At 32.9% G+C, this 23,994-nt stretch carries 16 protein-coding genes and 3 pseudogenes; 11 read left to right on the top strand and 8 right to left on the bottom strand.

Translation table 11 applies throughout. The features are described 5' to 3' along the window. Positions 1–292: 292 nt before the first annotated feature. The 5 genes and pseudogenes from TERY_RS36040 to TERY_RS36025 form a co-directional block, all read right to left on the bottom strand. The gene (locus tag TERY_RS36040; protein WP_370497375.1) at positions 293–526 is read right to left on the bottom strand and encodes a DUF4351 domain-containing protein; all 234 of its coding nucleotides are present in this window, start codon (positions 524–526) and stop codon (positions 293–295) included. Further along, positions 506–1,216, bottom strand: a pseudogene (locus tag TERY_RS02585) (Rpn family recombination-promoting nuclease/putative transposase); the annotation flags it as partial. The pseudogene TERY_RS02585 and the gene TERY_RS36040, both read right to left, overlap by 21 nt. Positions 1,217–1,242: 26 nt before the next feature. After that, positions 1,243–1,377 carry a DUF4351 domain-containing protein gene (locus tag TERY_RS36035; RefSeq protein WP_370497373.1) on the bottom strand — a complete coding sequence of 45 codons (135 nt, stop codon included), beginning with the start codon at positions 1,375–1,377 and terminating at the stop codon, positions 1,243–1,245. 111 nt (positions 1,378–1,488) lie between these two features. Beyond that, on the bottom strand, positions 1,489–1,638 hold the full coding sequence (locus tag TERY_RS36030) for a hypothetical protein (protein WP_011610392.1): 150 nt from the start codon (positions 1,636–1,638) through the stop codon (positions 1,489–1,491). Then, complete coding sequence (locus TERY_RS36025; protein ID WP_011610391.1) at positions 1,631–1,840, bottom strand: PD-(D/E)XK nuclease family transposase; 210 nt, start codon at positions 1,838–1,840, stop codon at positions 1,631–1,633. Before TERY_RS36025 ends, TERY_RS36030 begins: the two co-directional genes overlap by 8 nt. An 813-nt stretch (positions 1,841–2,653) precedes the next feature. Between TERY_RS36025 and TERY_RS36020 the strand changes: the two genes are divergently transcribed. The 5 genes and pseudogenes from TERY_RS36020 to TERY_RS02555 form a co-directional block, all read left to right on the top strand. Further along, complete coding sequence (locus tag TERY_RS36020; protein WP_011610390.1) at positions 2,654–5,791, top strand: DNA polymerase; 3,138 nt, start codon at positions 2,654–2,656, stop codon at positions 5,789–5,791. Between the two features lie 214 nt (positions 5,792–6,005). Next, positions 6,006–6,539 (top strand): hypothetical protein, encoded by a 534-nt coding sequence (locus TERY_RS02570; RefSeq protein ID WP_011610389.1) that lies wholly within the window; start codon positions 6,006–6,008, stop codon positions 6,537–6,539. Positions 6,540–7,702: 1,163 nt separating this feature from the next. Continuing rightward, positions 7,703–9,412 (top strand): ATP-binding protein, encoded by a 1,710-nt coding sequence (locus TERY_RS02565; protein WP_011610388.1) that lies wholly within the window; start codon positions 7,703–7,705, stop codon positions 9,410–9,412. A gap of 266 nt (positions 9,413–9,678) precedes the next feature. Next, positions 9,679–12,291, top strand: coding sequence for an ATP-dependent chaperone ClpB (clpB, locus tag TERY_RS02560; RefSeq protein ID WP_011610387.1), 2,613 nt, complete (start codon positions 9,679–9,681; stop codon positions 12,289–12,291). A gap of 188 nt (positions 12,292–12,479) precedes the next feature. Further along, positions 12,480–12,725 (top strand): annotated as a pseudogene (locus tag TERY_RS02555) (IS1 family transposase); the annotation flags it as partial. A gap of 134 nt (positions 12,726–12,859) precedes the next feature. Here TERY_RS02555 and TERY_RS26980 read toward each other — a convergent pair. Then, the gene (locus tag TERY_RS26980; RefSeq protein WP_081432519.1) at positions 12,860–13,315 is read right to left on the bottom strand and encodes an IS630 family transposase; all 456 of its coding nucleotides are present in this window, start codon (positions 13,313–13,315) and stop codon (positions 12,860–12,862) included. Positions 13,316–13,323: 8 nt separating this feature from the next. Next, complete coding sequence (locus TERY_RS02550; protein WP_011609939.1) at positions 13,324–13,827, bottom strand: helix-turn-helix domain-containing protein; 504 nt, start codon at positions 13,825–13,827, stop codon at positions 13,324–13,326. A 61-nt stretch (positions 13,828–13,888) separates the two neighbouring features. Between TERY_RS02550 and TERY_RS26975 the strand changes: the two are divergent. From TERY_RS26975 to TERY_RS02540, 3 genes and pseudogenes are all read left to right on the top strand, one after another. Further along, positions 13,889–14,317: pseudogene (locus tag TERY_RS26975) on the top strand (IS1 family transposase); the annotation flags it as partial. A gap of 182 nt (positions 14,318–14,499) precedes the next feature. After that, on the top strand, positions 14,500–15,678 hold the full coding sequence (locus TERY_RS02545; protein ID WP_011610385.1) for an LptF/LptG family permease: 1,179 nt from the start codon (positions 14,500–14,502) through the stop codon (positions 15,676–15,678). Between the two features lie 480 nt (positions 15,679–16,158). Further along, positions 16,159–17,964 carry a hypothetical protein gene (locus tag TERY_RS02540; RefSeq protein ID WP_011610384.1) on the top strand — a complete coding sequence of 602 codons (1,806 nt, stop codon included), beginning with the start codon at positions 16,159–16,161 and terminating at the stop codon, positions 17,962–17,964. A gap of 82 nt (positions 17,965–18,046) precedes the next feature. On the opposite strand, the gene TERY_RS02535 is transcribed toward TERY_RS02540, so the two are convergent. Beyond that, a complete protein-coding gene (locus TERY_RS02535) occupies positions 18,047–19,183 on the bottom strand; it encodes a hypothetical protein (protein WP_011610383.1) in 1,137 nt (378 codons plus the stop codon). A gap of 1,281 nt (positions 19,184–20,464) precedes the next feature. Here TERY_RS02535 and pgl point away from each other — a divergent pair. From pgl to TERY_RS02520, 3 genes are all read left to right on the top strand, one after another. Continuing rightward, positions 20,465–21,172 carry a 6-phosphogluconolactonase gene (gene pgl / locus TERY_RS02530; protein WP_011610382.1) on the top strand — a complete coding sequence of 236 codons (708 nt, stop codon included), beginning with the start codon at positions 20,465–20,467 and terminating at the stop codon, positions 21,170–21,172. 403 nt (positions 21,173–21,575) lie between these two features. Beyond that, positions 21,576–22,394, top strand: coding sequence for an FHA domain-containing protein (locus TERY_RS02525; protein ID WP_011610381.1), 819 nt, complete (start codon positions 21,576–21,578; stop codon positions 22,392–22,394). Positions 22,395–23,196: 802 nt separating this feature from the next. Continuing rightward, positions 23,197–23,667 carry an FHA domain-containing protein gene (locus tag TERY_RS02520; protein ID WP_011610380.1) on the top strand — a complete coding sequence of 157 codons (471 nt, stop codon included), beginning with the start codon at positions 23,197–23,199 and terminating at the stop codon, positions 23,665–23,667. The last annotated feature ends 327 nt before the right edge of the window (positions 23,668–23,994 follow it).

Below are 23,994 nucleotides of genomic sequence, written 5' to 3'. Positions count from 1 at the left end.
GTTCCATTGAAGAATGGGACTCGCCGTGGTATTTCAGTTATCAGTACCAGCTACCAATATCCCAAAAAATCCTTATTTCACAAAGTAATGTTGGCGAGTTCGAAACGGAATAAGACGATGAGCGACGGAATGAGATGATGAGCGATCGCATCACTCAACAGCAGTTTTCATATCGGTAGACTACAGAGCGGGACGTAACGCGAATACGACATGAAACGCATTTTTGTGTTTGCAACGTCCCTACAAGGTTTTGGTTATAGCGATGTAGTTTATCAATTTGAAAAGCGCTGAATTAAGACCTCAAACGTTCCTGTAACCAACTTTCCAAATCTGCCAAACTATTAAAACTTAAAAACACCTTCACCAAATCTTCCACATCTGCCAAAGGCAAATCTTCTATCTGACTACTAATACCTTCAGAAACCTCTCCAAAACGTTGAGTTATTAATAGCTTGACAAGAGCGATCGTTTGATTAAGCCGTGCTTGTTCTTCTGCATAAGCTATCCGTCCTCTTTCATCTTGCATAGCTATCCCTCGGTTTTCAACTATCTCTAACTCTTCTGGAGTCATATTAATAAAATTAGCCATATTTAATGCCTGTTCTATTTCCGCAACTTCCCCCAAATTCTCTGGTATTTCATCAAAGCTAGCTGCCTCTTGCAGAAAATAAATCCACTTATCCGTCAAATTTTTTAACTCCGACAAACTTTTTTTAAACTTCGGCAGTTCCACAAATATTAACCGCAATTCTTTTTCCAAGCATTTATACTTTTTAGTTTCCTCCTGAAACACAAATTTATTAATATAATCATCTTTATTAATATTATTATCAGTATTTTTAAACAGAATAAAATCCGTAATTGTCAGAGCGATCGCCGGATTTAATCAAGGATAATTCTCCCCTTTATCCAACTGATTAGCATAAGCTTTAGACAAATTGTAAGCCACCCTCTTATTAAAAGCAGTCATTCGTGCCATTTGCATTTCAATAATTACAATAGAGCAGTCAAATAAAACTGCTTTTACATCCAAATAAGTATCTTTTAAACTAATAATTTCACCAGGATTAAAAGGATTAAAAATTGTTAAATCCTTAATAGTTTTTTCTCCATTATAAATAATCGCATTTAGAAAACTAATTAAAATCTCTTTGCTTTGCTCAGAACCAAAGATTTTTTTAAAAGCATAATCAACTTTAGGATTGATAAATTTCATAGTAGTATTGCTCCTTATAAACGTTCCTATAACCAACTTTCCAAATCTGCCAAACTATTAAAACTTAAAAATACCTTCACCAAATCCTCCACATCTGCCAAAGGCAAACCTTCTATCTGACTACTAATCTCATCATTAACCTCTCCAAAACGTTGAGTTATTAAAAGCTTGATAAGAGCAATAGTTTGATTAAGCCGCGCAATTTATTCTGCATAAGCTATCCTTCCTCTTTCATCTTGCAATGCTATTGCCCGACCCTCAACTATCTCTAATTATTCTGGACTCATGTTAATTCTCTGAGCAATATTTAAAGCTTGTTCAATTTCGGCAACCTCCCCTAAAATATCTGGAATATCATCAAATTTTGTAGCTTCTTTAAGAAAATAAATCCACTTATCTGCCAAAGTTTTTAACTCAACCAAAGGGGTAATTATCTCCTGTTTCTAACTCGTTGCCATAGCCTTTAACTAAGTTGTACATTACCCGTTTACTAAAAGCAGTCATCCGTGCCACTGGCATTTCAATGACTACAACAAAACCATTAAATGAAACAGATTTTATATCTAAATAGGTATCTTTTAAATTGATAACTTTACCAGGATAAAAAGGGTTAAAAATTGTCAAACCCTTAATAGTTTTTTTTCATCATAAATTATCGCATTCAGAAAACTAATTAAAACATCTTTGCTTTGCTGAGAACCAAACATTTTTTTTTTAAAGCATAATCAAACTTGGGATTAATAAATTTCATAGTAGTATTTTTCCCTATAAACGTTCCTTTAAGCAACTTTCTAAATCAACCCAACTATTAAAGCTTAAAAATACCTTCACTAAATATTCTAAATATTCTCAAGACAAAACTTATATTTAACTACAGATTGACGAAACTCAGAAATACTTTTATCATCTTTATAGATAGTTAGAGGTTTTTGGTACAGTGCAAATTAGAATTTTATTATTTAGGGCACTTTAAATGCTATTTACTTAATGCCACTTTTACATACTAAAAAAAACCGCCATAATTTAGATATTGTGGCTCAGAGAAAATATGTTTCTAGTATTTAATAACTATCAATAATATCAGCATATAGAAGAGACTATTAAGCTATACAATATATTACTTAATTATTATTACAATAATAACCTTTAGCAGTCAAGAACAAAGATTTATTTACTTTAAATTTTAAAATAAATTTGTGATCAGGTTTATATTTAAGATAATTGGCTTTACTATACCAATGTTGATTTTCGTAAATATGAGGCTGATTTTTACCTGCCACACCATGTGCTTTAAAATCTCTAATTTTTGGTACATTAAAAAAAATTCTCTGCTTAAAAATACTCCTTCCCCTGGAATAATTTTTATTGGTGGTTCTAACTAAAGATTAATGGTTAATTAAGCTATAATAAAATATTGTCCTAAAGTCTAAATTTTAAATGGTTAATCACTCTCCTATAGCTCTTTTTGTTGATGGTCATTCTCTCGCCTTTCGTTCCTACTACGCTTTTGCCAAAAGTCGTAATGGAGGCTTGAAAACTTCTACAGGTATTCCTACAAGTATTTGTTTTGGGTTCCTCAAATCTTTATTAGAAGTAATAAATACCCAAAAACCAGAATATTTAGCGATCGCCTTTGATTTAGGAAAACCTACATTTCGCCACGAAGCTGATAAAAACTATAAGGCAGATCGGCCAGAACCACCAGAAGATTTAATTATTGACCTAGGAAATTTGCAAGACCTTCTCAAAGCTTTTAATTTAACAGTTATTACTGCTCCTGGTTATGAAGCTGATGATATATTGGGAACTTTAGCAAAAAAAGCTAGTGCTACTGGCTTTAAGGTAAAAATTCTTTCGGGAGACCAAGATTTATTTCAATTAATAGATGCAGAAAAAGGTATTAGTGTTTTACATTTACCTGGGGGCAAAGGTAGTATTCCTCAAGAATTTTTTCCTGAAGAAGTTAAGGAAAAATTGGGTATTTTACCTACTCAAGTTGTTGATTATAAAGCTCTTTGTGGAGATAAGTCTGACAATATTCCTGGTGTTAGAGGGATTGGACAAAAAACTGCTGTTAAGTTATTGAATGAATATGGTTGTCTTTCCGAAATTTATGCTTCTCTGGAACAAATTAAAGGAGCAAATAAGAAAAAATTAGTATTAGGAAAAACTGAGGCAGAGCATTCTCAATTTATGGCAAAAATTGAAGTAAATGTGCCGTTAAATATTGACATAGAAGATTGTAAATTTAAAAAGATTTATCCCTCAGAAATTGAACCTATTTTGCAAAAGCTAGAATTACAACATTTTATAAATAAAATTCCCCATTTAGAACAGCAATTTAATAGTTTAGTAGAAGTTAAGTCTGGGCTGGATGAGTCAGGAATTCAGCAGCAAGAAATATCTCAAAATACTTTGGTTGAAATCGGGAGTGATGATTGGTTTTTTAGTGCAGAAGATACAAAAGTAGCTAAACAGCAAACTTCAACAAAATCAAAAATAAAACCTCAAATTGTTGATACTATAGAAAAATTAAACAAATTAGTAAATATTTTAAAAGAACAGAAAAATCCTCATATTCCCGTCGCTTGGGATACGGAAACAACATCTTTAGAACCACGAGATGCAGAGTTAGTTGGAATTGGTTGTTGTTGGGGAAAAAATATGGAAGATGTTGCCTATATTCCTACCGGACATAAAACTGATAAAAATCTGGATAAGGTGACAGTATTAGAGAGTTTAAAACCTGTTTTAGAAAGTAGCGAATATCCAAAAGTATTTCAAAATTCAAAATTTGATAGATTAGTTTTTCGCTGTCAAGGAATTAAATTAACTGGAGTTTTTTTTGACACAATGTTGGCTAGTTATGTATTAAATCCAGAAGCAAAACATAGTCTGGAAGAAATATATATTAGATACCTTAGAAATGTGGGAATAAATTTACAGAGTTATCAGGATGTAGTGTCAAAAAATCAAACTATTGCCGACCTAGATATTCTCAAAGTAGCTGACTATTGTGGTACTCAGGTTTGGGTGACATTTCAGTTAGTAGAAAAATTAAGAACAGAATTAGAAAAAGCCGATAAAAATAAATCTACCGAGAAATCTTTATATCGATTATTAGTGGATGTAGAACAGCCGTTAGAACCTGTTTTAGCAGAAATGGAATTTCAGGGAATTAGGATTGATATTGAATATCTAAAAAAGTTCTCAGTCCAACTAAAAGAAGATTTAGAAGAAATTGAAAAAAGAGCTTTTAAAACTGTAGATAGTCAAGTTTTACAAAAATATCTACAAACAGAAATTCATGAGATAGACTTTAATTCATTTAGTAATCAACAAGAATTAAAAAAAGCAATATCTAGCCCCATACTTAAAGCATATATTACAAAATTATTAAAAGAGCATAGACAAAATCTAGAAAATATTGAAAGCCAAATCAATCAAGTAGAAACCAGGGATTTATTAAACCTTAATTCCCCATCTCAATTAAGTGAACTCTTATTTAGAATACTCAATCAAAATCATAAAAAATCTCGCCGAATAAAAACTGGTTACTCTACAGATGTAGTAGCCCTAGAAAAATTACAAACAGAACCTGAACATCATCCCATTATTGATGAAATATTAAATCATCGAACTTTATATAAACTTTTTTCTACTTATGTCGAAGCAATACCAAGATTAGTTCGTTCCGATACTCAGCGAGTACATACAAACTTTAATCAAACTCAAACAGATACAGGGCGTTTATCTTCTTCTGAACCAAACTTACAAAATATTCCTATTGGCACAAAATTTTCTCGGCAAATTCGTCAGGCATTTCTACCAAAAAAAGATTGGTTATTAGTAGCTGCAGATTATTCCCAAATAGAATTAAGAATTTTAGCACATTTGAGTCAAGAACCAGTCTTAATAGAAGCCTATAAAAATAATCAAGATGTACATACAGTTACAGCTAAATTATTATTTGAAAAAGAGGAAATTTCATCAGAAGAAAGGCGTGTCGGTAAGACTATAAATTTTGGCGTTATCTACGGCATGGGAGCACAAAAATTAGCAAGGTCTGTCAAAATAACAGTCAAAGAAAGCAAACAATTTTTAGAAAAATATAAACAACAATATTCCCTAGTTTTTGCATATTTAGAAAAGTTGAAAAAACAAGCGATCGCTAAAGGTTATGTAGAAACAATATTGGGTCGGCGACGTTATTTTGAATTAGAATCTAAAACTATCCGTGATTTAAAGGACAAAGAACCAGAGGAAATTAATTTACAGGAATTAAAATTCAGTCAAAATGATGCTCAAATTTTAAGATCAGCAGCTAACTCACCAATTCAAGGTTCAAGTGCAGATATTATTAAAATAGCTATGATTAGACTGAACAAAATATTGACAAATTATCAGACAAAACTGTTATTGCAAGTGCATGATGAATTAGTATTTGAAGTTCCACCATCAGAGTTAGAAAAAATGCAACAACTTATTAAATCTACAATGGAAAATGCTGTTACTTTAAAAGTACCTCTAATAGTAGATATTCATGGAGGTAAAAATTGGATGGAGACTAAATAGAGTCTGTTCAATTATCAGTTATAAGATCAAAGTTTAAGCTTGCTCTTTGTAACAAACAAGACTTATAATATTTATCAAAAACTTTTCTATATTTTCTTTCCCTACTCTCCCACTCCCCTATTCCCCTATTCCCCTATTTCCTAGTCCCTATTATTGTACAAAAGTATGTTAAACTCTTGAGTATAGTTAAGTAAAATTTTCCTTCAGTAAATTAATGGGTACTAAAAAATTAGTTTTGGGTATGATAGGTTCCATATTAGGTAGTGCAATTGTTGCTAATGCTGCCAGCGTAGAACTTAGTCTCGAACAAGAACAAGTAATATGTAAATTGAAAGAGACAGTAGAAGCACAAGAAAAAGCTGGTAAAAAACTAGTTTTTTGGCCATTAATTGGAAAAATTAAAGAGAGAGTAGAAGTACCATTTACAACACGATTATCTTCTGATGTATCTTACACTATACTTGGGGTATGTGATAATAATTGTAGTGACTTAAATTTAACTCTAAAAAATCAAAAAGGTGACAAAATAGCTAATGATGAAAAACAAGATGATATTTCGGTAATTTCTTTTACTCCTGCTGAAAATAGTGATTATAAAATCACTGCACGACCAGATAAATGTACAACTGAAAAATGTGACTTTGGCATGGTTTTATTTGCCCCTAAAAGTGTTAATATAGATATAGCATCTGAACTACCAGAGGAATTATATATATTTAAGTTTTGCCAACAAATAAATAAAAATTAATTCCGGAAAAAAAAACTATTTTTATCCAAATCATTAATTAAATTTAATAAAATTCACATTATTATATTAAGTATATAAGTAGGCAGATTTAATTATCCCTGAAATAGCAATTTAATTTGCCAAATGTGAGAACTATTTGGAAGGTTCAGATGCAAATTTGGGTTATTGTCAGATTGTTTTATAAATAATGTTGATTTATCTATCTATTCATTTATACCTAGTACCGATACATTAAAAATATCACTTTGGGTAGGGTTATATTCTAATTTAAATAACGAGTTTAGCTATCAGATGAAATAAAATAGGCCCAAAAAAAACCCACTAAATTAGCCGTTTCATTCCACTCCTGATACAACTAAAATAGCTTGTTAAAAAAGACGTATTTTTCATTATCTAAATTTTAGCTGTCGTACCCTATGAGTTTTGTATTTTTATATTTTGTTTTTTTATTTTTAAATTTTGACTTCAAAGCAACGATTCGTTTTCTAGACTTTTTTGTTATTAAAATATGTTGATATAGTACTATCATAAATAATTATCCATACCTGTAAAATAGTACGAGAGATAATAAATAGTGAAAACCATTTGAGAAATTCATTATGTGGGTTCTGTTTTATTTTTTTTGTAAAAAGGTAAATTTTATGTCTATCTACTTAAGCAAAAAAACTTAACTAGAAAGTTTAACTAGAAAGTTATTTTTATTTTCGATCATTATCTAGGCTAAGGAATTAATAAATATGATTATAGGTTGTAAAGATTAAAAAATAATCAACTCTAAAACTCTTGCCCATTGCTCCCAAACCAATTCCCAAAAAGCGACAACATTTTGGACATCAAAAGAATATGATTGCTATATATACTGATACTGGGAAAGTAAAGTAGTAAGTGTATTGTAAAAAAGTGAATTTCATGGTAATGGTAAAAATTATGTTGTATTATTATTAACTCCTAAAATTAATTACGCAATAATCAGGCCATTATAAATCTTAGATTATAATAAAATATACCAATAACAATCTTATTTCAGTTGTCAGACAATAATTAAAGCTAAGAGTCAGGAGTCATAATTTAAAAGGTTTTCAGCTTATTATTAACTGTTATCAATATTATTACAAGCAATGTCGGATGCTATATACGATGAGGGCTAAGGAATACTAGAACAGATGTCATTAACTTCCAGATCAAAAAAACAGTCTATCCACCAGCAAAAAAGTGGATTCAAACATTTGTTGAGTATTATAGGAATCAGAAAAAAAATAGTATTCGGTTATGCTCTGGGAATCATTATTGTAATGTTAGGAGTTTTAACAGGGCAGATATTGGAGTTCAATTATAAATATCAAATTAGAGGGAAGATAAAGCAAGGTCAACAAGAGGTAGACTTATTAACAAATCTTACAAAAAAAGTATTAAAAATAATTATAATTCAGAAAGATGTTTCCCAAAAAGTTAATAACTGGAAAATTTTAGAAAAAAAAATCTCCCTAGAATTATCAAGTTTTTATGAGGTTAATACAATTTTCAAACAACTTAAATTAACACTAGAAACCGGAGATAAAAACATCTCTAAAAATACAGATGATGTTCAGCTTGAAGAATTTATCCAAACCTATTTTAATCCTCTAAAAATTTATATTAATCAATTAGAAAACTTAGTTCAAGACATTAAACAAATACCGCCTCAAACAAAAGAAACAGTAGAAACTGCTTCATTGGAATCACTGAATGTAATTTTTAATAGTCAAATTACAATACAACTACAAAACTTATCGCAAGATTCAGAACAATTAGTAATACTAGCTAATCAGAGAGTAGAAAAACAAAATAGGGATTATCAAAAAGTAGAAAAATTAGGAATATATATATTAATATGTAGTCTACTACTGTCGGCAATAACTACAGTAATAATAGCAATTTATACCACAAACTCGATCATAACTCCCTTAAAAGTAATAACTAAAGTGGCTGAAGAAGTTACAGAACAAGCTAATTTTGAACTCCAACTTCCTGTAACTACAAATGATGAAATAGGAGAATTAACAGAATCTTTAAATGAGTTAATTAGTAAAGTAGCAGAATACACAGAGCAACTCCAGGAAGCTAAACTCAAAGCAGAAGCAGCAAACCGTTCCAAAAGTGCTTTTCTAGCTACCATGAGTCATGAACTACGTACACCTTTAAATGCAATTATTGGTTATAGTGATATCCTTTATGAGGATGTTCTAGAAGGTGGATATAAAGATTTTATTCCCGATATAGAAAGAATTAAGCTAGCAGGTAAAAACCTCCTAGAAATGATTAGTGATATCTTAGATATTTCAAAAATAGAAGCAGGTCAAGTTACACTTTATTTAGAGAGTATTGAGGTTAATAAGCTAGTTAAAGATGTGTTCAGTACAGCTAAAAATATTACTGAAAAAAACCGTAATAAATTTGAATTAGTTTTAGGAGAAAATCTTGGTAGTATGTATGCAGATATGCCAAAAGTGAAACAGGTACTGATAAATTTACTAAGTAATGCAGCTAAGTTTACAGAAGATGGTACAATTACACTCAGTGTAGAAAAAGTTAAAAATAATCAACAAAAAAATAATCAAAATCACAATGCAAAGTCATTAAGTAATGAAAACTACCATATAGTTTTTCGGGTAATAGATACTGGTATTGGTATAACAGAAGAACAGTTAAAACATATATTCCAACCTTTTACTCAAGCAGATACTTCTACTACTCGTAAGTATGGTGGTACTGGTTTAGGATTAGCAATATGTAAACGTTTATGTGAGAGAATGGGAGCAGAAATTACTGTAAAAAGTCAATTAGGAAAAGGGTCTACATTTACTGTTTGGTTTCCTGAAAAGGTATTAATATAACTAAAAAAATCAGGTTTAAAGCAACTCTATTCAAGAGGATAAAAAAATATTATCCGTACATATTTAAAACCTCAAGCTTCATTTAGAGTTAACTAAAATGACCAGTACTTGATTAGATAAAAATAAAATTAACTAAATTTTATGAAAGTTATACTCAATAGTAAATACCCAATAAGAAAAAACGGTTTTTTCTACTAAAATTTATTCATAACTACAAGTTAAAATCAAATAAAAATATAACGTATAGGCAAAAAATAAAAAAAATTATGCAGCCAAATAATCCTAACCAATTTACAGAAAAAGCTTGGGAGGCAATATCCCGTACCCCTGACATTGCTAAAACTTCTCAAAATCAACAAATTGAAGCTGAACACCTAATGAAAGCTTTGTTAGAACAAAATGGACTGGTAGCTAGTCTATTTAGCAAAGTAGGTGTTTCAACTACCAAAATACAAGAATACACAGATTCATTTATTAAGCGTCAACCCAAAGTCAAAAATATACCCAATAATATTTACTTAGGTCGTAGTCTAGATGCCTTATTAGATAATGCCGAAAAATATCGCCAGGAATACAAAGATGAATATATATCTATTGAACATCTGATACTCGCTTACCTGAAAGACGATCACTTTGGCAAAAATCTCTATAAAGAATTCAAATTGGATGAAGTAAAGCTCAAAAAAACAATTTCCCAAGTTAGAGGTAAGCAAAAAGTAACAGACAAAAATCCTGAAGGCAAATATGAAGCTCTGGAAAAATACGGTCGCGACCTGACAGAATTTGCTCGTGAAGGTAAACTTGACCCAGTTATTGGGCGTGACGACGAAATTCGACGTACTATTCAAATACTCAGTCGTCGTACTAAAAATAACCCAGTTTTAATAGGTGAACCTGGAGTCGGGAAAACTGCGATAGCTGAAGGTCTAGCACAAAGGATCATCACTCTTGATGTTCCTCAGTCTCTAAAAGACCGTAAACTTATCGCTCTAGATATGGGTGCCTTAATTGCGGGTGCTAAATTTAGGGGTGAATTTGAAGAACGTCTGAAAGCTGTTCTCAAAGAAGTTACTGACTCAGAGGGCAAAATTATCTTATTTATAGATGAAATTCATACTGTTGTTGGAGCAGGTGCAACCCAAGGGGCAATGGATGCAGGTAACTTGCTGAAACCTATGTTAGCTAGGGGGGAACTAAGGTGTATTGGGGCGACGACTCTTGATGAGTATCGTAAATACATTGAAAAAGATGCTGCCTTAGAACGTCGTTTCCAACAAGTTTATGTCGATCAACCTAGTGTGGAAGATGCAATATCAATTTTACGGGGTCTCAAAGAACGCTATGAGGTACATCATGGTGTAAAAATTTCTGATAGTTCTTTAGTTGCTGCTGCTACTTTATCTACTAGATATATTAGCGATCGCTTCCTCCCAGATAAGGCCATCGACTTGGTGGATGAAGCTGCTGCTAAACTTAAAATGGAAATCACTTCTAAACCTGAGGAACTTGATGAAATTGACCGCAAAATTCTCCAACTAGAAATGGAGAAGTTATCTTTGCAAAAGGAAAGTGATACTGCTTCTAAAGAAAGGTTAGGAAGGCTAGAAAAAGATTTAGCAAATTTAAAAGAGGGGCAACGGGCTCTTAATGCTCAGTGGGAATCAGAAAAAGGTATCATTAGTACAATTCAGACTGTCAAGGAAGAAATTGATAAAGTTAATATTGAGATTCAGCAAGCAGAACGAAATTATGACCTTAACCGTGCTGCTGAGTTGAAATATGGTAGACTGATTAATTTACAGAAACAGGTGGAGGAAGCAGAGGCTAAACTGGCAACAACTCAAACTAGTGGTCAGACTTTGTTACGAGAAGAGGTGACAGAAGCTGATATTGCTGAGATTATTTCTAAGTGGACTGGTATTCCTATCAGTAAATTAGTAGAGTCAGAAAAAGAAAAACTGCTACATCTTGAAGGGGAGTTGCATAAGCGAGTTATTGGGCAGAATGAAGCTGTGAGTGCTGTTTCTGATGCTATTCAGCGATCGCGTGCAGGTTTGGCTGACCCGAACCGTCCAGTTGCTAGTTTTATTTTCCTGGGTCCGACTGGTGTGGGTAAAACAGAGTTAGGAAAGGCATTGGCAGCATATTTATTTGACACTGAAGATGCGATGGTGCGTATAGATATGTCTGAGTATATGGAGAAACATTCTGTGTCTCGTTTAATTGGGGCACCTCCTGGATATGTGGGTTATGATGAAGGTGGTCAGTTAACTGAAGCTATTCGCCGTCGCCCATATACGGTGATTTTGTTTGATGAAATTGAAAAAGCACATCCGGATGTGTTTAATATTATGCTGCAAATTTTGGATGATGGGCGGGTTACTGATAGTCAAGGTCACAAGGTTGATTTTAAGAATAGTGTGATTATTATGACAAGTAATATTGGTTCTCAGTATATTTTAGATGTTACTGATGATTATGAGCAAATGCAGGGTCGGGTAATGGAGGCGTTGCGTGCTGCTTTCCGCCCAGAATTTCTCAACCGTATTGATGAGACGATTATTTTTCATGGGTTGCAGAAAGAGCAGTTACGAGAAATTGTGCAGTTGCAGGTTGTGCGTTTAGAGAAAAGGTTGGCTGAACGTAAGATGTCATTGAAGCTTACTGATGCTGCTATTAATTTTTTGGCAGATGTTGGGTATGATCCGGTGTATGGGGCTCGACCTTTAAAGCGGGCAATTCAGCGAGAGTTGGAAACGCAAATTGCTAAAAGTATTTTGCGTAGTGAATTTAATGATGGTGATACTATTTTTGTAGATATTGAAAATGAGCGACTTTCGTTGAAACGGTTGCCTATGGAGTTGGTGACAGCTAAATGAAGTCAACAGGAGGGGCGAATGGCTATTCGCCTCTAAACGAGTTAAAAGTAAGATTTTATACCCTTAAAACTTTGAGGTGCCTAGTGATTTCCGGAAATTATTTCACACCTTATGCTCTTTTCATTTGATTATACCATAAAGTAGGGTATTGCACAATAGAGAATGATATTCTAGAATTTTATTGAGAGATGGATTGTACTTATTGTCAAAGCCATAAAGTAGTGAAAAATGGTCATCGTCAGGGAAAACAGAGTTATCTTTGCCGTGAGTGTGGCCGTCAATTTCGAGATGGCCCCTGTCCTGCGGGTTATAGTTCTGATGTTAAAGAGCTTTGTGTAAAAATGTCCCTTAATGCCTAGGGACTCCGAGCCATTGAGAGAGTGACTGGTATTTCCCATAATACGGTCCTTAATTGGGTACGACTTGCACACAGCACAGAGAGAGTGATCATAATACCAATTTCCTAAAGTCCGACTACACATAATGCTTCAAGAATAAAATCATATCCTGTACAAGAAGCAATATCTTTTTGACTAAATCCAGTTAATATATTTCTCAGGATTCTGCGTCAGAAATCTAAGGAATCGAAAACTCGATTTTTCAAGAATTTTTTCACCTCTTTCCACAGTCTTTCAATGGGATTAACTTCGGGACAATAAGGAGGTTGAAATAATAAAATGATGTGATCAGGGATAGATAAATCATTCCCTAGATGCCCTCGCCCGTTATCTAGTTGAATAATATGAATCTCTTCAGGATATGTTTGAGAAAAAAGCTCTAAAAATCTTTCAAAGCAAGGAGTATCTAGATGACTAAATTCATAAAAAAAGGAATCTCCTGTTTTTGGTTCTACTAAACCATAAAGCCATAGATATTTAAATAGCCATTGATATAAACCAATGGGCTTAACACCGCAAGCAGTAATGACTTTACCTGTTATAGTTTTTAATCCAATTCTAGTCTCGTCTTGACACCAATAGCGAATTGGCAGTTGATTTTCCGAATATTTATTAATTAACTTAATTTTCTCTTCTAGTTGAGATGAGAGTTTTTTTTAAAGTTTTCTTGAGCTTCTTTATTTTGTTTTATGTGATTTGGACGTGGAACTTTTAATTTACTTTTTAATTTATATCTGACTAATTGATGAACTGTTCGATAAGACAGCTCGATGTCAAAACAAGTCGTTAACCACTGTTGAATTTCACCATAGCTTTGGAAACCTTCCGGGTTTTGCAATTCTGCTTCTAATTTCTCGATTACATTTGGTGGAATTGAACTTGGCCTCCCTCCTAGATTTTTCTTTGGTTCTAGTAAAAGATTCAGTCCACCTGTACGATATTTCCCTAACCATTTTTGTACTGTGACTCGATTGCGTCCTAACATTATCGCAATTTCTTTTACTGTTTCTACTGTTTGAGTTTTCAACCAGTAAATAGTTTGAAGTCTTTCCTTTTCTTGAGCTGTACTCGCACTTTTTAAAAGTTTTTTGAGAGTTTCTACCGATTCATTTATCTCAATTTTTACTACTCCTGACATGGGGACATTTTCTATAATAGGTTACTTCTAAAAGTGTAGCTTAAGTTTATGAAATTAGTATAACTTAGAAAATCCTGAGACGGCTCAAATTGATGAACTGCAAACTTTTATCGGCTCAAAAAGAACCAAATTTGGGTCTGGACAGTGTTAAAAAGCAAAATGCCAGGAATTTTAAAGTTTGTGATAGGCGATCGCTGGGCCGCTACCTTTACAGTATTATGGCAGATGATTCACGGTTGGGCTTGTTTTCTCGGTTGTTACAGATAGTTACAAAGTGTATCCTTGCTTAATTGATGATTGGGAGCACCTAGTAAGCAAAACAGTAATGACCATTGTAGTTGGAGAAAACTGCGGTCTGAGACACTATCTAGCTAGGTTACATCACAAAACTTTGTGCTACTCCAAGTCCATTAATATGTTGTACAGATCAATTCACTTGTTGATCTATTATTTGTATTTGAAACATCAACAAATTCCTCAATTCTCCTAATCATTCGTCATTGTGCAACGCTATTTTTTTTTGTGGTTCCACAAAACCGGATTTTCCGTGGTAAGTCCTAATTAAGTTAACCTGAAATAATATCCTAAACATCTGTTTCATCAGGACAGAATTAAAAGCCTTATTTGCTTTTAATTTCTTTATTGTAGAGTTGACCTTAAACCTGAAATAATATGGAGCGTAGCATCTCAAAGTCTTTATTCTTCCTACAAAGATTGGAACCAAAAATTTCAGTCATGGATCGCTACATCATCGCAGAATTAATTGGGCCATTCCTCTTTGGTGTAGGATTATTTTCATCTCTTGGCATAACAGTTGGGGCCATGTTTGAGTTAGTCCGAAAAGTAACAGAATCTGGACTACCTATTTCCATTGCCATTCAAGTGTTTCTCCTAAAAATGCCAGAATTTATTGGTTTGGCATTCCCCATGGCAATGATACTTACTACCCTCATGGTTTACAGTCAGATGTCCGGCCATAGCGAGATAGTTGCCCTCCGTAGCTGTGGCATTAGTATCTATCGAATGATTATACCTACAATCATATTAAGTCTGACAGTAACTACTTTGAGCTTTGCCCTAAATGAAATAATTGTACCCAGTGCCAACTATCAAGCATCTCTCATTTTAGAAAAAACCCTAGAGCAAGAAAATCCTCCTTTCAAAGAAGAAAATATTTTCTATCCAGAATTTGGTAAAGTCAAGCAACCAGACGGTAGTCAAGACGATACACTGACCCGTTTATTCTATGCCGAAAAATTTGATGGTAAATATATGCAAGGGGTAACTATCCTAGACCGTTCCCAATATGGAGTTGATCAAATAGTGTCCTCTGAGTCAGCAACTTGGAATTCAGCAGAAAATATTTGGGACTTATTTAATGGGACAATTTATCTTGTATCTCCAGATGGCTCATATCGTAATATTGTAAAATTTGACCATAAAAAATTAAAGCTTTCTACTGCCCCTTTAGATTTAGCCGGTAAAAGACGTACTTACAAACAAATGAATATTTCTCAATCTTATGAATATTTAGAATTAATGCGACTAAGTGGGAATTATAGGAAAGTTGTTAAAACCCAAGTCAGAATTCAACAAAAATTGGCTTTACCATTTGTATGTTTAGTAATGGGTTTAGTAGGAGCAGCTTTAGGAATTAGACCGCAAAGAAAGGCTAATCGAGGTACTAGCTTTGGTATTAGTGTGATAATTATTTTTGCCTATTATTTACTTTCATTTATTACAGGAGCAATGGGGCAAAAAGAAATTTTAACTCCTTTTTTGGCTGGATGGTTACCAAATTTTCTAGGTCTTGGAGTAGCAGTATTCTTATTGGCAAGGGTCTCACGTTAATCAAGTGAGAAGTTATTTTTATAATGGTAATATTGAGCAATTATCTAAAAAAAATTAGCCTGATTATTTTGATAATTCAAGAGTTTTATTATTTCAGGGTGCGTATTGATTAGCAAAATTTCAGCTGTCAAAGGTATTCAAGAATATCTCGTAACATGCCATTTTATTTGTATTGGTTTTTCAGTAATTACACCAAGGATGAAAAAATAATGTTATAAATAATCAGGGGAATCAACAAAGATTTAATTAGATTTCCCTTTGATTAAAAAAGGTTATTCAAACCTTAATAATTATCTTTAAACTATTTGAAAATTATCACTCCTGAGTACTATCTTCTGACTCCATATTGGTAGCCTCAATTTAATTGAGCAAAAACTTATCCTCCTGGTATTAGTCTTTCTTTTTTATTTCCTTATTCCTAGGTACGTTGCATACAATATCCCTACTATTTATAACAAACATTTATCAAATTGTTATAAGATGTCAAATACTTTAATATCCAAATCAAAAATAACTAGATTTTTATTATTCTTACATAAAAACTTAATAAATAGAAGCAGGATATTTTGGTTAAGTTTAACCATAGCAGTTGTATTAATTTATGGTATTGAATATCTAAAAGCAGCTTTTGAAACTAAATATATAATCCAAGATGATGCACGACAACATATATTTTGGATGCGTCGTTTTTTCGATACAGAATTATTTCCCGAAGACTTAATAGCTAACTATTTTCAGTCAGTAGCACCTTGGGGTTATCAAACTTTTTATTGGTTAATAACATCTCTAGGTATCGACCCAATTTTTTTCGGTAAATTATTACCAATATTTCTGGGATTAATTTCTACAATTTACTGCTTTGGAATCAGTTTACAAATTCTGCCAATTCCCGCCGTCGGATTTTTGAGCTCATTTATTTTAAACCAAAGTTTATGGATGGAAGATGACTTAGTTTCTGCTACTCCCCGAGCATTTTTCTATCCACTTTTTTTAGCATTTTTATATTACTTACTCCGAGGTTCCTTATTTCCTGTTTTAGTAGCGATCGCTCTCCAAGCAATTTTTTATCCCCAGACTGTTTTACTATCACTAAGCATCCTAACTATTAGACTATTCTCCTATCAGCAAAAGCGGTTAAAATTCACCTCAATTAAACTAAATTATTTACTTTGGTTAGGAGCAATAATAACTGCTGCCATAATACTTTTACCATACAAATTAACTGCTACTGAATTCGGACCAATTATTACTACTACCGCAGCCAAAATACAACCTATTTTCAATTATGCTGATAGTAAATATGGCAGAGCATTCTTTTTTCATCATAACCCCTTAGTTTTTTGGCTCACAGGACCAAGGAGTGGTATCTTATTTGTAGGATTATTCTCACCACTGGCTATAGCTTCATTACTATTACCTTTTTTACTTAAAAAAGAAAAATTTCCTCTAGGAAAACAAGTTTCGGAAAAAGTAGGAATATTAGTTCAAATTTTCATAGCATCAGTAGGATTATTTTTTCTAGCTCATATCTTTTTATTTCAGCTTCATTTTCCCAATAGATATATTTACCATAGTATACGAGTGACGATGGCAATAACTGCTGGTATTGCCTTAATAATCTGGTTAGATAGTTATTTAAAGGCAACTATTTATCAGATAAAAAATAGTTTTACTTGTCTACAGGGAATATACCTCGGATGTACAACTTTGTTATTAGTATTATTCAGTATTATTCCTTTTTCCACAGACTTAACAATAGATAATCAATCCTACATTAAAGGCAAAGAAAAAGAATTATATGAATACTTATTAGTACAACCTAAAGATACATTAATTGCTTCCATATCTAAGGAATCAAATAATATTCCTACCTTTGCTCAACGTTCGACCTTAGTAGCCCAAGAATATAGCTTACCCTATCACGTAGGATATTATAATCAATTTAGTCAAAGAGCCATTGATTTAATTCAGGCTCAATATACTCCTAACCCAGAACAAGTTAATAATTTTATTCAAAATTATGGGGTTGATTTTTGGTTGCTCGATCTAACTGCTTATAATCCTAGATATGTAGCTGATAAACAGTTAATTCGTCAGTATAATTTAGCAGATTCAATTATTTATCAACTGGAGCAAAATATGATCCCGGCATTATCAACAACCATGGAAATTTGTAGTGTATTAAGCAGTAAGCGAATAACATTATTATCAACATCATGTATTACAAATGAGTTGATAAAATTGAGTATTAATAATCCTAAAAATTATCACAAACATAAGACTTGAATTACATCAGATTCTAGATTTATGTGGTGTAATTAGTAAATTAAATATTTTTTACTTGTTCCCTATCCTACCCTCCATCACCCTATTCTCTAAAAGGATTATTCCAACGTTGATTATACCCAGAATTATAAAAACTATTATTTCTACTAGAAAAAGGATTACTTGAAGGAGTTGCTAGTACATTTTGATTCTGATTAGGATTCACTTGATAGTAATATTGTGGCTGATTTTGCCGATATCCTTGATTATTATAAGAGTCAGGAAATTCCAAATTCTTAACTACATCTACCCCATTTTTATTATTAGCTAATCCTAATGGTACTACTGGAGTTAATGGAGGCAGATTTGGAGCAGTAGGTGGTCCTACAAGAGAATAATTATACCCTGGTAAATTAGTTGGCTTATTTGTCTGGTTCCTTACTCCTGATAAGTTAGTATAGTAAGGCTTTGGAGGAGTCACATTAATGGAAGGTAAAGGCGGATTATAATTGTTTCCTTCCTCAGATTTAGAAAGATTAGATTTTGAGCTATTAATGATAGGAGAAGATGTAATATCTCTTGGCTTTATCTCAGTTGGGTAAAGGTTAAAGTTACTGCTTTGAGAGTTATAATTGGAGGGAGATTCAGATTTACCTTTGGAACTCAAATAATTATCCATAGCATTCTTTAGAGGATAGACAGGTTCAACTCTAGTTTCCTCCTGGTTTGCTTGATCTAATAAATTCATACTGCGTAATAGAGGAGAAGTAGATAAATTGCTATTTTGTAGTTGATTTATAGAATAAAAATTCTTAGTTTTCCCTTCTTCGTAAATATTAATTTCTGGCATAGAGTCAACTAAATCTCGTTCTTGGTTTATAACATTTTTCTGCTTGTATTTTTGGGGTAGATATAATGAATTTTTCTGATTACTTAATATAGGATTAATTAGCAGTTTTTTATTACTTTTTAACTCTTCAATTAAAACTGATGAATTGTCAATATCACTTATAATAGAAATTTCTTCAGCAGATAAATTTTCGCTGATTGTATTGCCGTTTGATACTGAATTATCATCATTTTCAAGGGTTAACCATTCTGGATGCATTGATAATTCCCAAACAAATAAGAGCACTAGAGAAACTACACCAATTGGTCCCCAAACTGAGACCTTTGTCAAATGACTAAATCTGGCTCGGAAGTAGCGTATAGAACTGGGTAATTTTTTGGGATAAGGCATAAATTTTCCTTTTTTATTTATTTAAAGATTTATTTACTCATAAACCTCTGCTTTATTGTTTCAAATTAGAATAACTTTTTTCTTAGTAACTGATTATTTCCATTTATTCATATGTTAAATTTTAGTAGTTTTAGTAGCTTGGTGATTTAATAGTTAACAACAAAAATAGTTATTAGATTTGGTGGTTTTAGGTTTGGTGGTAGAGAGCAAAGATAGAAAATGATTGAAGTAAAAAGTTCCTATGGAAAAACCAGGGCCTAAATTAATGGATTTGGTAGTAACATATTAAGGACTTACACAAAGATCACTACATGATCCTCAGGGCGAATGCCAGAAAGCCTCTAAAGATAGCGTTTAAGAGCACGAATAGCGGTGAGTCTTGCCCTTGTGAGCAATTTGTGGATTTTTCAACCCTTAACCTAAAACCTAAAACCTAAAACCTGAAACATTTACATAATAATAATTAATATAAAAAACAGGACTTTTTGACTATCTTTAGCTAAGTTAATATTAATAATTTTAATAGGTAAATATCTACAAAACTTATTTGATTATAAAAATTAACTATCTTATGAAGATACCATTTTGCTGCGGGATATGGGCATACTTCACAAATGCGACAACTATATCCCTAATCAAAATATAGATAGCTAGAGTTAATATTTGACCATTTTCAGAGATGTCTAAATACTTGCTTGGGATTCGTTGGTAGAGAAATGTTATTTGTTACTCAAAAACTTTTTTTTTTGCATATTGCCCTCTAAATGTTGCTAGTCTTAATAAACATTAATATGTTTAATATTTTCCCTATTGTTCTTTTGGCTTCAGATACTTAATCTCTAATCTTTAAGTTTACAGCACTTCTCGCCCTTTCCACTGATCGTGAGGTACATAAGGCCGGTTAGGCTGCCAATAATAAATAAAGTCTTACTATTTCCTCCTGTAACCCATTTGTCGGAAATCTACTATAACTATAACTTTAATTGTATTATGACCCTAAACTTAATCAACTTATGAGTGCTAAATTGTTTGCAGGTAAATCCCTCAAAGCTTACAAATACTTAAAAAAAAATCTATTTTTACTTCTTAATGCTTAATGATAGCTTTTAAGTTCCAGGCCACAGCACACCACTTTAGGAATAGAGCTTTAACTCTCTTGAGCCTGAAGAACTAGAGAACTGTCGAATCTCAATCAAAACCGCTACCGTATGGCCGTGATACCCAAATTTAGAAAAAATACTATTTTTTGGGGTGTAAACTTTTAATCTTAACACAAATCAAATGGAAAAACAAGTTAAGTTACTAGAAGATAAAGAACAGTTGATCAAACAAGCTTTGGACATTTGCTTGGCGAAAATTCAAGAGGCGATCAGAGAACGTAATCAATGTACAATAGCTTTAGCTGGTGGAAATACTCCAAGGCCACTTTATGAGTTCATAAAAAATCAAAATATAGATTGGGATAAAATTCATGTATTTTGGGGCGACGAACGTTATGTAGCTCCTGACCATCCGGATAGTAATCAAAAAATGGCCAGAGAAGCTTGGCTAGATCAAGTAACCATACCAGCAACAAATGTTCATCCTATGGAAACAGGGTCGGGAGACCCGGAAGCTGATGCTTTAAAGCATGATGCTCATTTGCGAGATTTTTTTCAAGTCTCTACAGGGGAGTTTCCGAGCTTTGATTTGATTTTACTAGGAATGGGAGGTGATGGTCATACAGCCTCCTTGTTTCCCCATACAAACGCTTTGAAAGTAAGCGATCGCCTAATTACTGTAGGAAATAAAGATGGCCAACCGCGATTAACTTTCACGGTTCCATTAATCAATCAAGCACGTTGCGTAATCTTTCTAGTTGCTGGTGCAGACAAACAAGCCGCGTTAGACGAAGTATTTGCAGAAAAAGGTGATGATATGAATTATCCCAGTCGCCTGATCCAACCTAAAGGAGAGCTACAATGGTTATTAACGGGTGTTAATATTTGAGAATTGACATTCTCCAGTAGCTGTTAGGCCTGGGGGAGTTCTACTGAGCTGAGGCCTAGCTGTGTGAGTTAACATTTGGCACTTAGCATTAGCTCACTCAGGCTATTGCACCCACTTCTTAAGAGTGGGGTGTTTTCTTTGCCTGGTGTATTTGTTTTTTGCCTCGCACTTTCCCCAGGCTAATAATTAACATTTATTATAAGATATATGATAAAATATGTATTAAAAAAAACAACTACTAAAAAGTTGCCCAGGAAAGGCGAGGCTTTAAACCCAGTTTTTCGGTAATTAATCTTAAACGAATCACAAGGAATCCCGCAGTGCCCCCTAACCCCTAATTATACTTTTGGCAGGATGTCAATTTTGTATTTTAATCATCTGAGCGATAGCAAGGAGAAGATAAATGATTGTCTGTCCTAATTGCAACTATCAGAATCCTGATGGAGCAAACCAATGTGAAAGCTGTTACACTCCCTTACCAGTGACTACAAATTGTTATAATTGTGGGGCAATAGTTCAAGCTGATGCTGCCTTTTGTGGTCAATGTGGTGTAGACCTGAAAGGTAGTGCTAATACAGAGGAAGGTCAAATTTTATCCCAAACAGATCCAATACCGGTGCCAACTGCAGTATCAGCCATGCCTGAACCAGATACAAATATACCTATAAACATACCTCAGCTAGACCTACCAGAACCATTAGTGACACCAGAACCTTTGCTTTCTGGAACAGTTAACTTAGAAAAATCTAGCAACCCTAAGACTCCAATTCCTATTCAGAAAGAGGAGCCCCCAACAACAACTAATACTGTTAGCACGCCTGTGGCTACTCCAATAGTAAGTTCTCCTGCTCCCAATGGCGGAAAAGCAATTCCGGTAAGGACCCAGTTGCAAAATATGTCTGCTAAGTTGCTCCACGTCAGAACAGATACAAATATTGAATTACCAATTAATTTATCTGTGATTCATGTTGGTAAACCTAATGACAAGGTACCTCCAGATATTGATGTTTCAGGATTTCCTGACTCTGAAGTAGTTTCTCGGAGTCATGCTGATATTAGAGTAGAAGGAGATAGTTATTATATTGAAGATACTGGTAGTTCCAATGGTACTTATATCAATAATACTCCTTTGACAAAAGGAAATAGACATAAGTTAAGACCAGGTGATCGGATATCTTTAGGGAAAGGAGACTTAGTTTCATTCCTTTTTCAAATTTCTTAGTTAAGTGTTAGACCATGGCTTGATTAAAATCCTTAGCTCATGGTTTTTCTATATATAATTCGGTTTTTTTAGAAGAACCTCAGGTTTGTTAGGGTTTCGCTGCGCGACATTAAAAATATTTAACTAACCTAAAACTTTGTCATGGTTGATAAATACTTCATATGTTGTGTAGCGAAATAACTTTGGTATCAGATGTATTAGGCAAGTCTGTGCCACAAAGAAGGACTTTTGGGGATTTTATGATTTTTATATTACCTGAATACAAAGATTTCAATTGGAGTAGGAGACGTTCATGAGCCCAGTGTTTTCTATTCACTGTTCTCAGTTAAGATGATATAGGAAAAATAATTCTACTTATAAATACCATGTTTGAATAATAATGCTGTATTTGATTGTCATCTTCTCCTACTCCCCTACTCCCTAAGATTCACTTAAGCACATAACAAGCTTTTTGAGATTTGCATTTTTGGACCTTGTCATCCTATAAATTATCAGATTTTAGTCATTAAGTAATTTTATGTCGGTACTTTAGCCAAAAGCATAAGTTGAAAATAGCATCAAAGGTTTATAATCCAAAACTTTTAAATTTAATTAACCTGTTTCCTGATATATCTAGATTTGAGCTATTTTTATTCTGAAATATTTATGTCTTTTACCCCTCACTACTTTGAAGGCATTTTAACTGCCCAAAAACTAAGATAAAATTTTTCCCACTTTCTGTCATTAGTTTTCTAGCACTACTGAACTAAATCATCTACAATTGTCTTAGACTGCTCTACTAAAACCTTAAATAACAGATGTGATGAGAATAACACTAGTGCATCCACTTCAGGCTATGCCAGTTAGAAGCTGGACTTTTGATCATCAACCGATCATTAAGATTGGGCGTTCTCCAAATAATGACGTAGTTCTTTATAGTTCCGTGGTTTCTCGTTATCATGTTGAATTAAAAAGTGATCATGATCACTGGGAAATTATTAATTTAGGTCGCAATGGTACATACATTGATGGTAAACCAATCACGAAAGTTAAGCTAGTCAATGGGTTGATAATTAATTTAGCTATGAGTGGACCTAAAGTTGCTATATATCTCCAGGAGCAATCAAAAGAAGTTAATTTGAAACAAAGGAAAAATTATTACTTACAAAGAAAAAAAGAAAAACTTGAAGTTCCCCTATTAAGCACAACATTTGATCCCAAATCTCAGCAACAAGAATTATTTAAAAATACAAAATCTAAAAAGACAGATAGAAAAATAGTTTTATCTTTTTAATAGAATTAATTTTGATTTTTTTTATTTTTACCTATATTAGAGTCTAAAGCTTCGTCCTTCTGGAATAGCTATTTAATACAAGTAGCATTACATATAAGTTTTATTCGTTATATTTTTATCGTTTAATGCTAGGATAAATTTAATCTATGCTCATCTATGAAATAAAAATGCAGGGTATACAGATTCAGTAAAACATACTGGATTAACTATTTGTACTGGCAGATTTATGTTTTATAGAAAGGCTTGCAAACCCAAACCCTAGGCATAGAGAGGAATAGATAAGCTGTAAACCTAAGAAATCTGAAAAAAAGGGGTTAGACCCTCCAA

It is taken from the genome of Trichodesmium erythraeum IMS101 (assembly GCF_000014265.1).
Taxonomy (GTDB): domain Bacteria; phylum Cyanobacteriota; class Cyanobacteriia; order Cyanobacteriales; family Microcoleaceae; genus Trichodesmium; species Trichodesmium erythraeum.
This window is presented reverse-complemented; position numbering and strand designations above follow the sequence as displayed.

Coding starts and splice junctions, on each gene's coding strand:
- TERY_RS02565 (WP_011610388.1), top strand. CDS start 7,703: ATGTCATTAACTTCCAGATCAAAAAAACAGTCTATCCACCAGCAAAAA.
- clpB (WP_011610387.1), top strand. CDS start 9,679: ATGCAGCCAAATAATCCTAACCAATTTACAGAAAAAGCTTGGGAGGCA.
- TERY_RS02550 (WP_011609939.1), bottom strand. CDS start 13,827: ATGTCAGGAGTAGTAAAAATTGAGATAAATGAATCGGTAGAAACTCTC.
- TERY_RS02570 (WP_011610389.1), top strand. CDS start 6,006: ATGGGTACTAAAAAATTAGTTTTGGGTATGATAGGTTCCATATTAGGT.
- TERY_RS02545 (WP_011610385.1), top strand. CDS start 14,500: ATGGAGCGTAGCATCTCAAAGTCTTTATTCTTCCTACAAAGATTGGAA.
- TERY_RS02520 (WP_011610380.1), top strand. CDS start 23,197: ATGAGAATAACACTAGTGCATCCACTTCAGGCTATGCCAGTTAGAAGC.
- TERY_RS02535 (WP_011610383.1), bottom strand. CDS start 19,183: ATGCCTTATCCCAAAAAATTACCCAGTTCTATACGCTACTTCCGAGCC.
- TERY_RS02540 (WP_011610384.1), top strand. CDS start 16,159: ATGTCAAATACTTTAATATCCAAATCAAAAATAACTAGATTTTTATTA.
- TERY_RS36020 (WP_011610390.1), top strand. CDS start 2,654: ATGGTTAATCACTCTCCTATAGCTCTTTTTGTTGATGGTCATTCTCTC.
- TERY_RS36040 (WP_370497375.1), bottom strand. CDS start 526: ATGCAAGATGAAAGAGGACGGATAGCTTATGCAGAAGAACAAGCACGG.
- pgl (WP_011610382.1), top strand. CDS start 20,465: ATGGAAAAACAAGTTAAGTTACTAGAAGATAAAGAACAGTTGATCAAA.
- TERY_RS02525 (WP_011610381.1), top strand. CDS start 21,576: ATGATTGTCTGTCCTAATTGCAACTATCAGAATCCTGATGGAGCAAAC.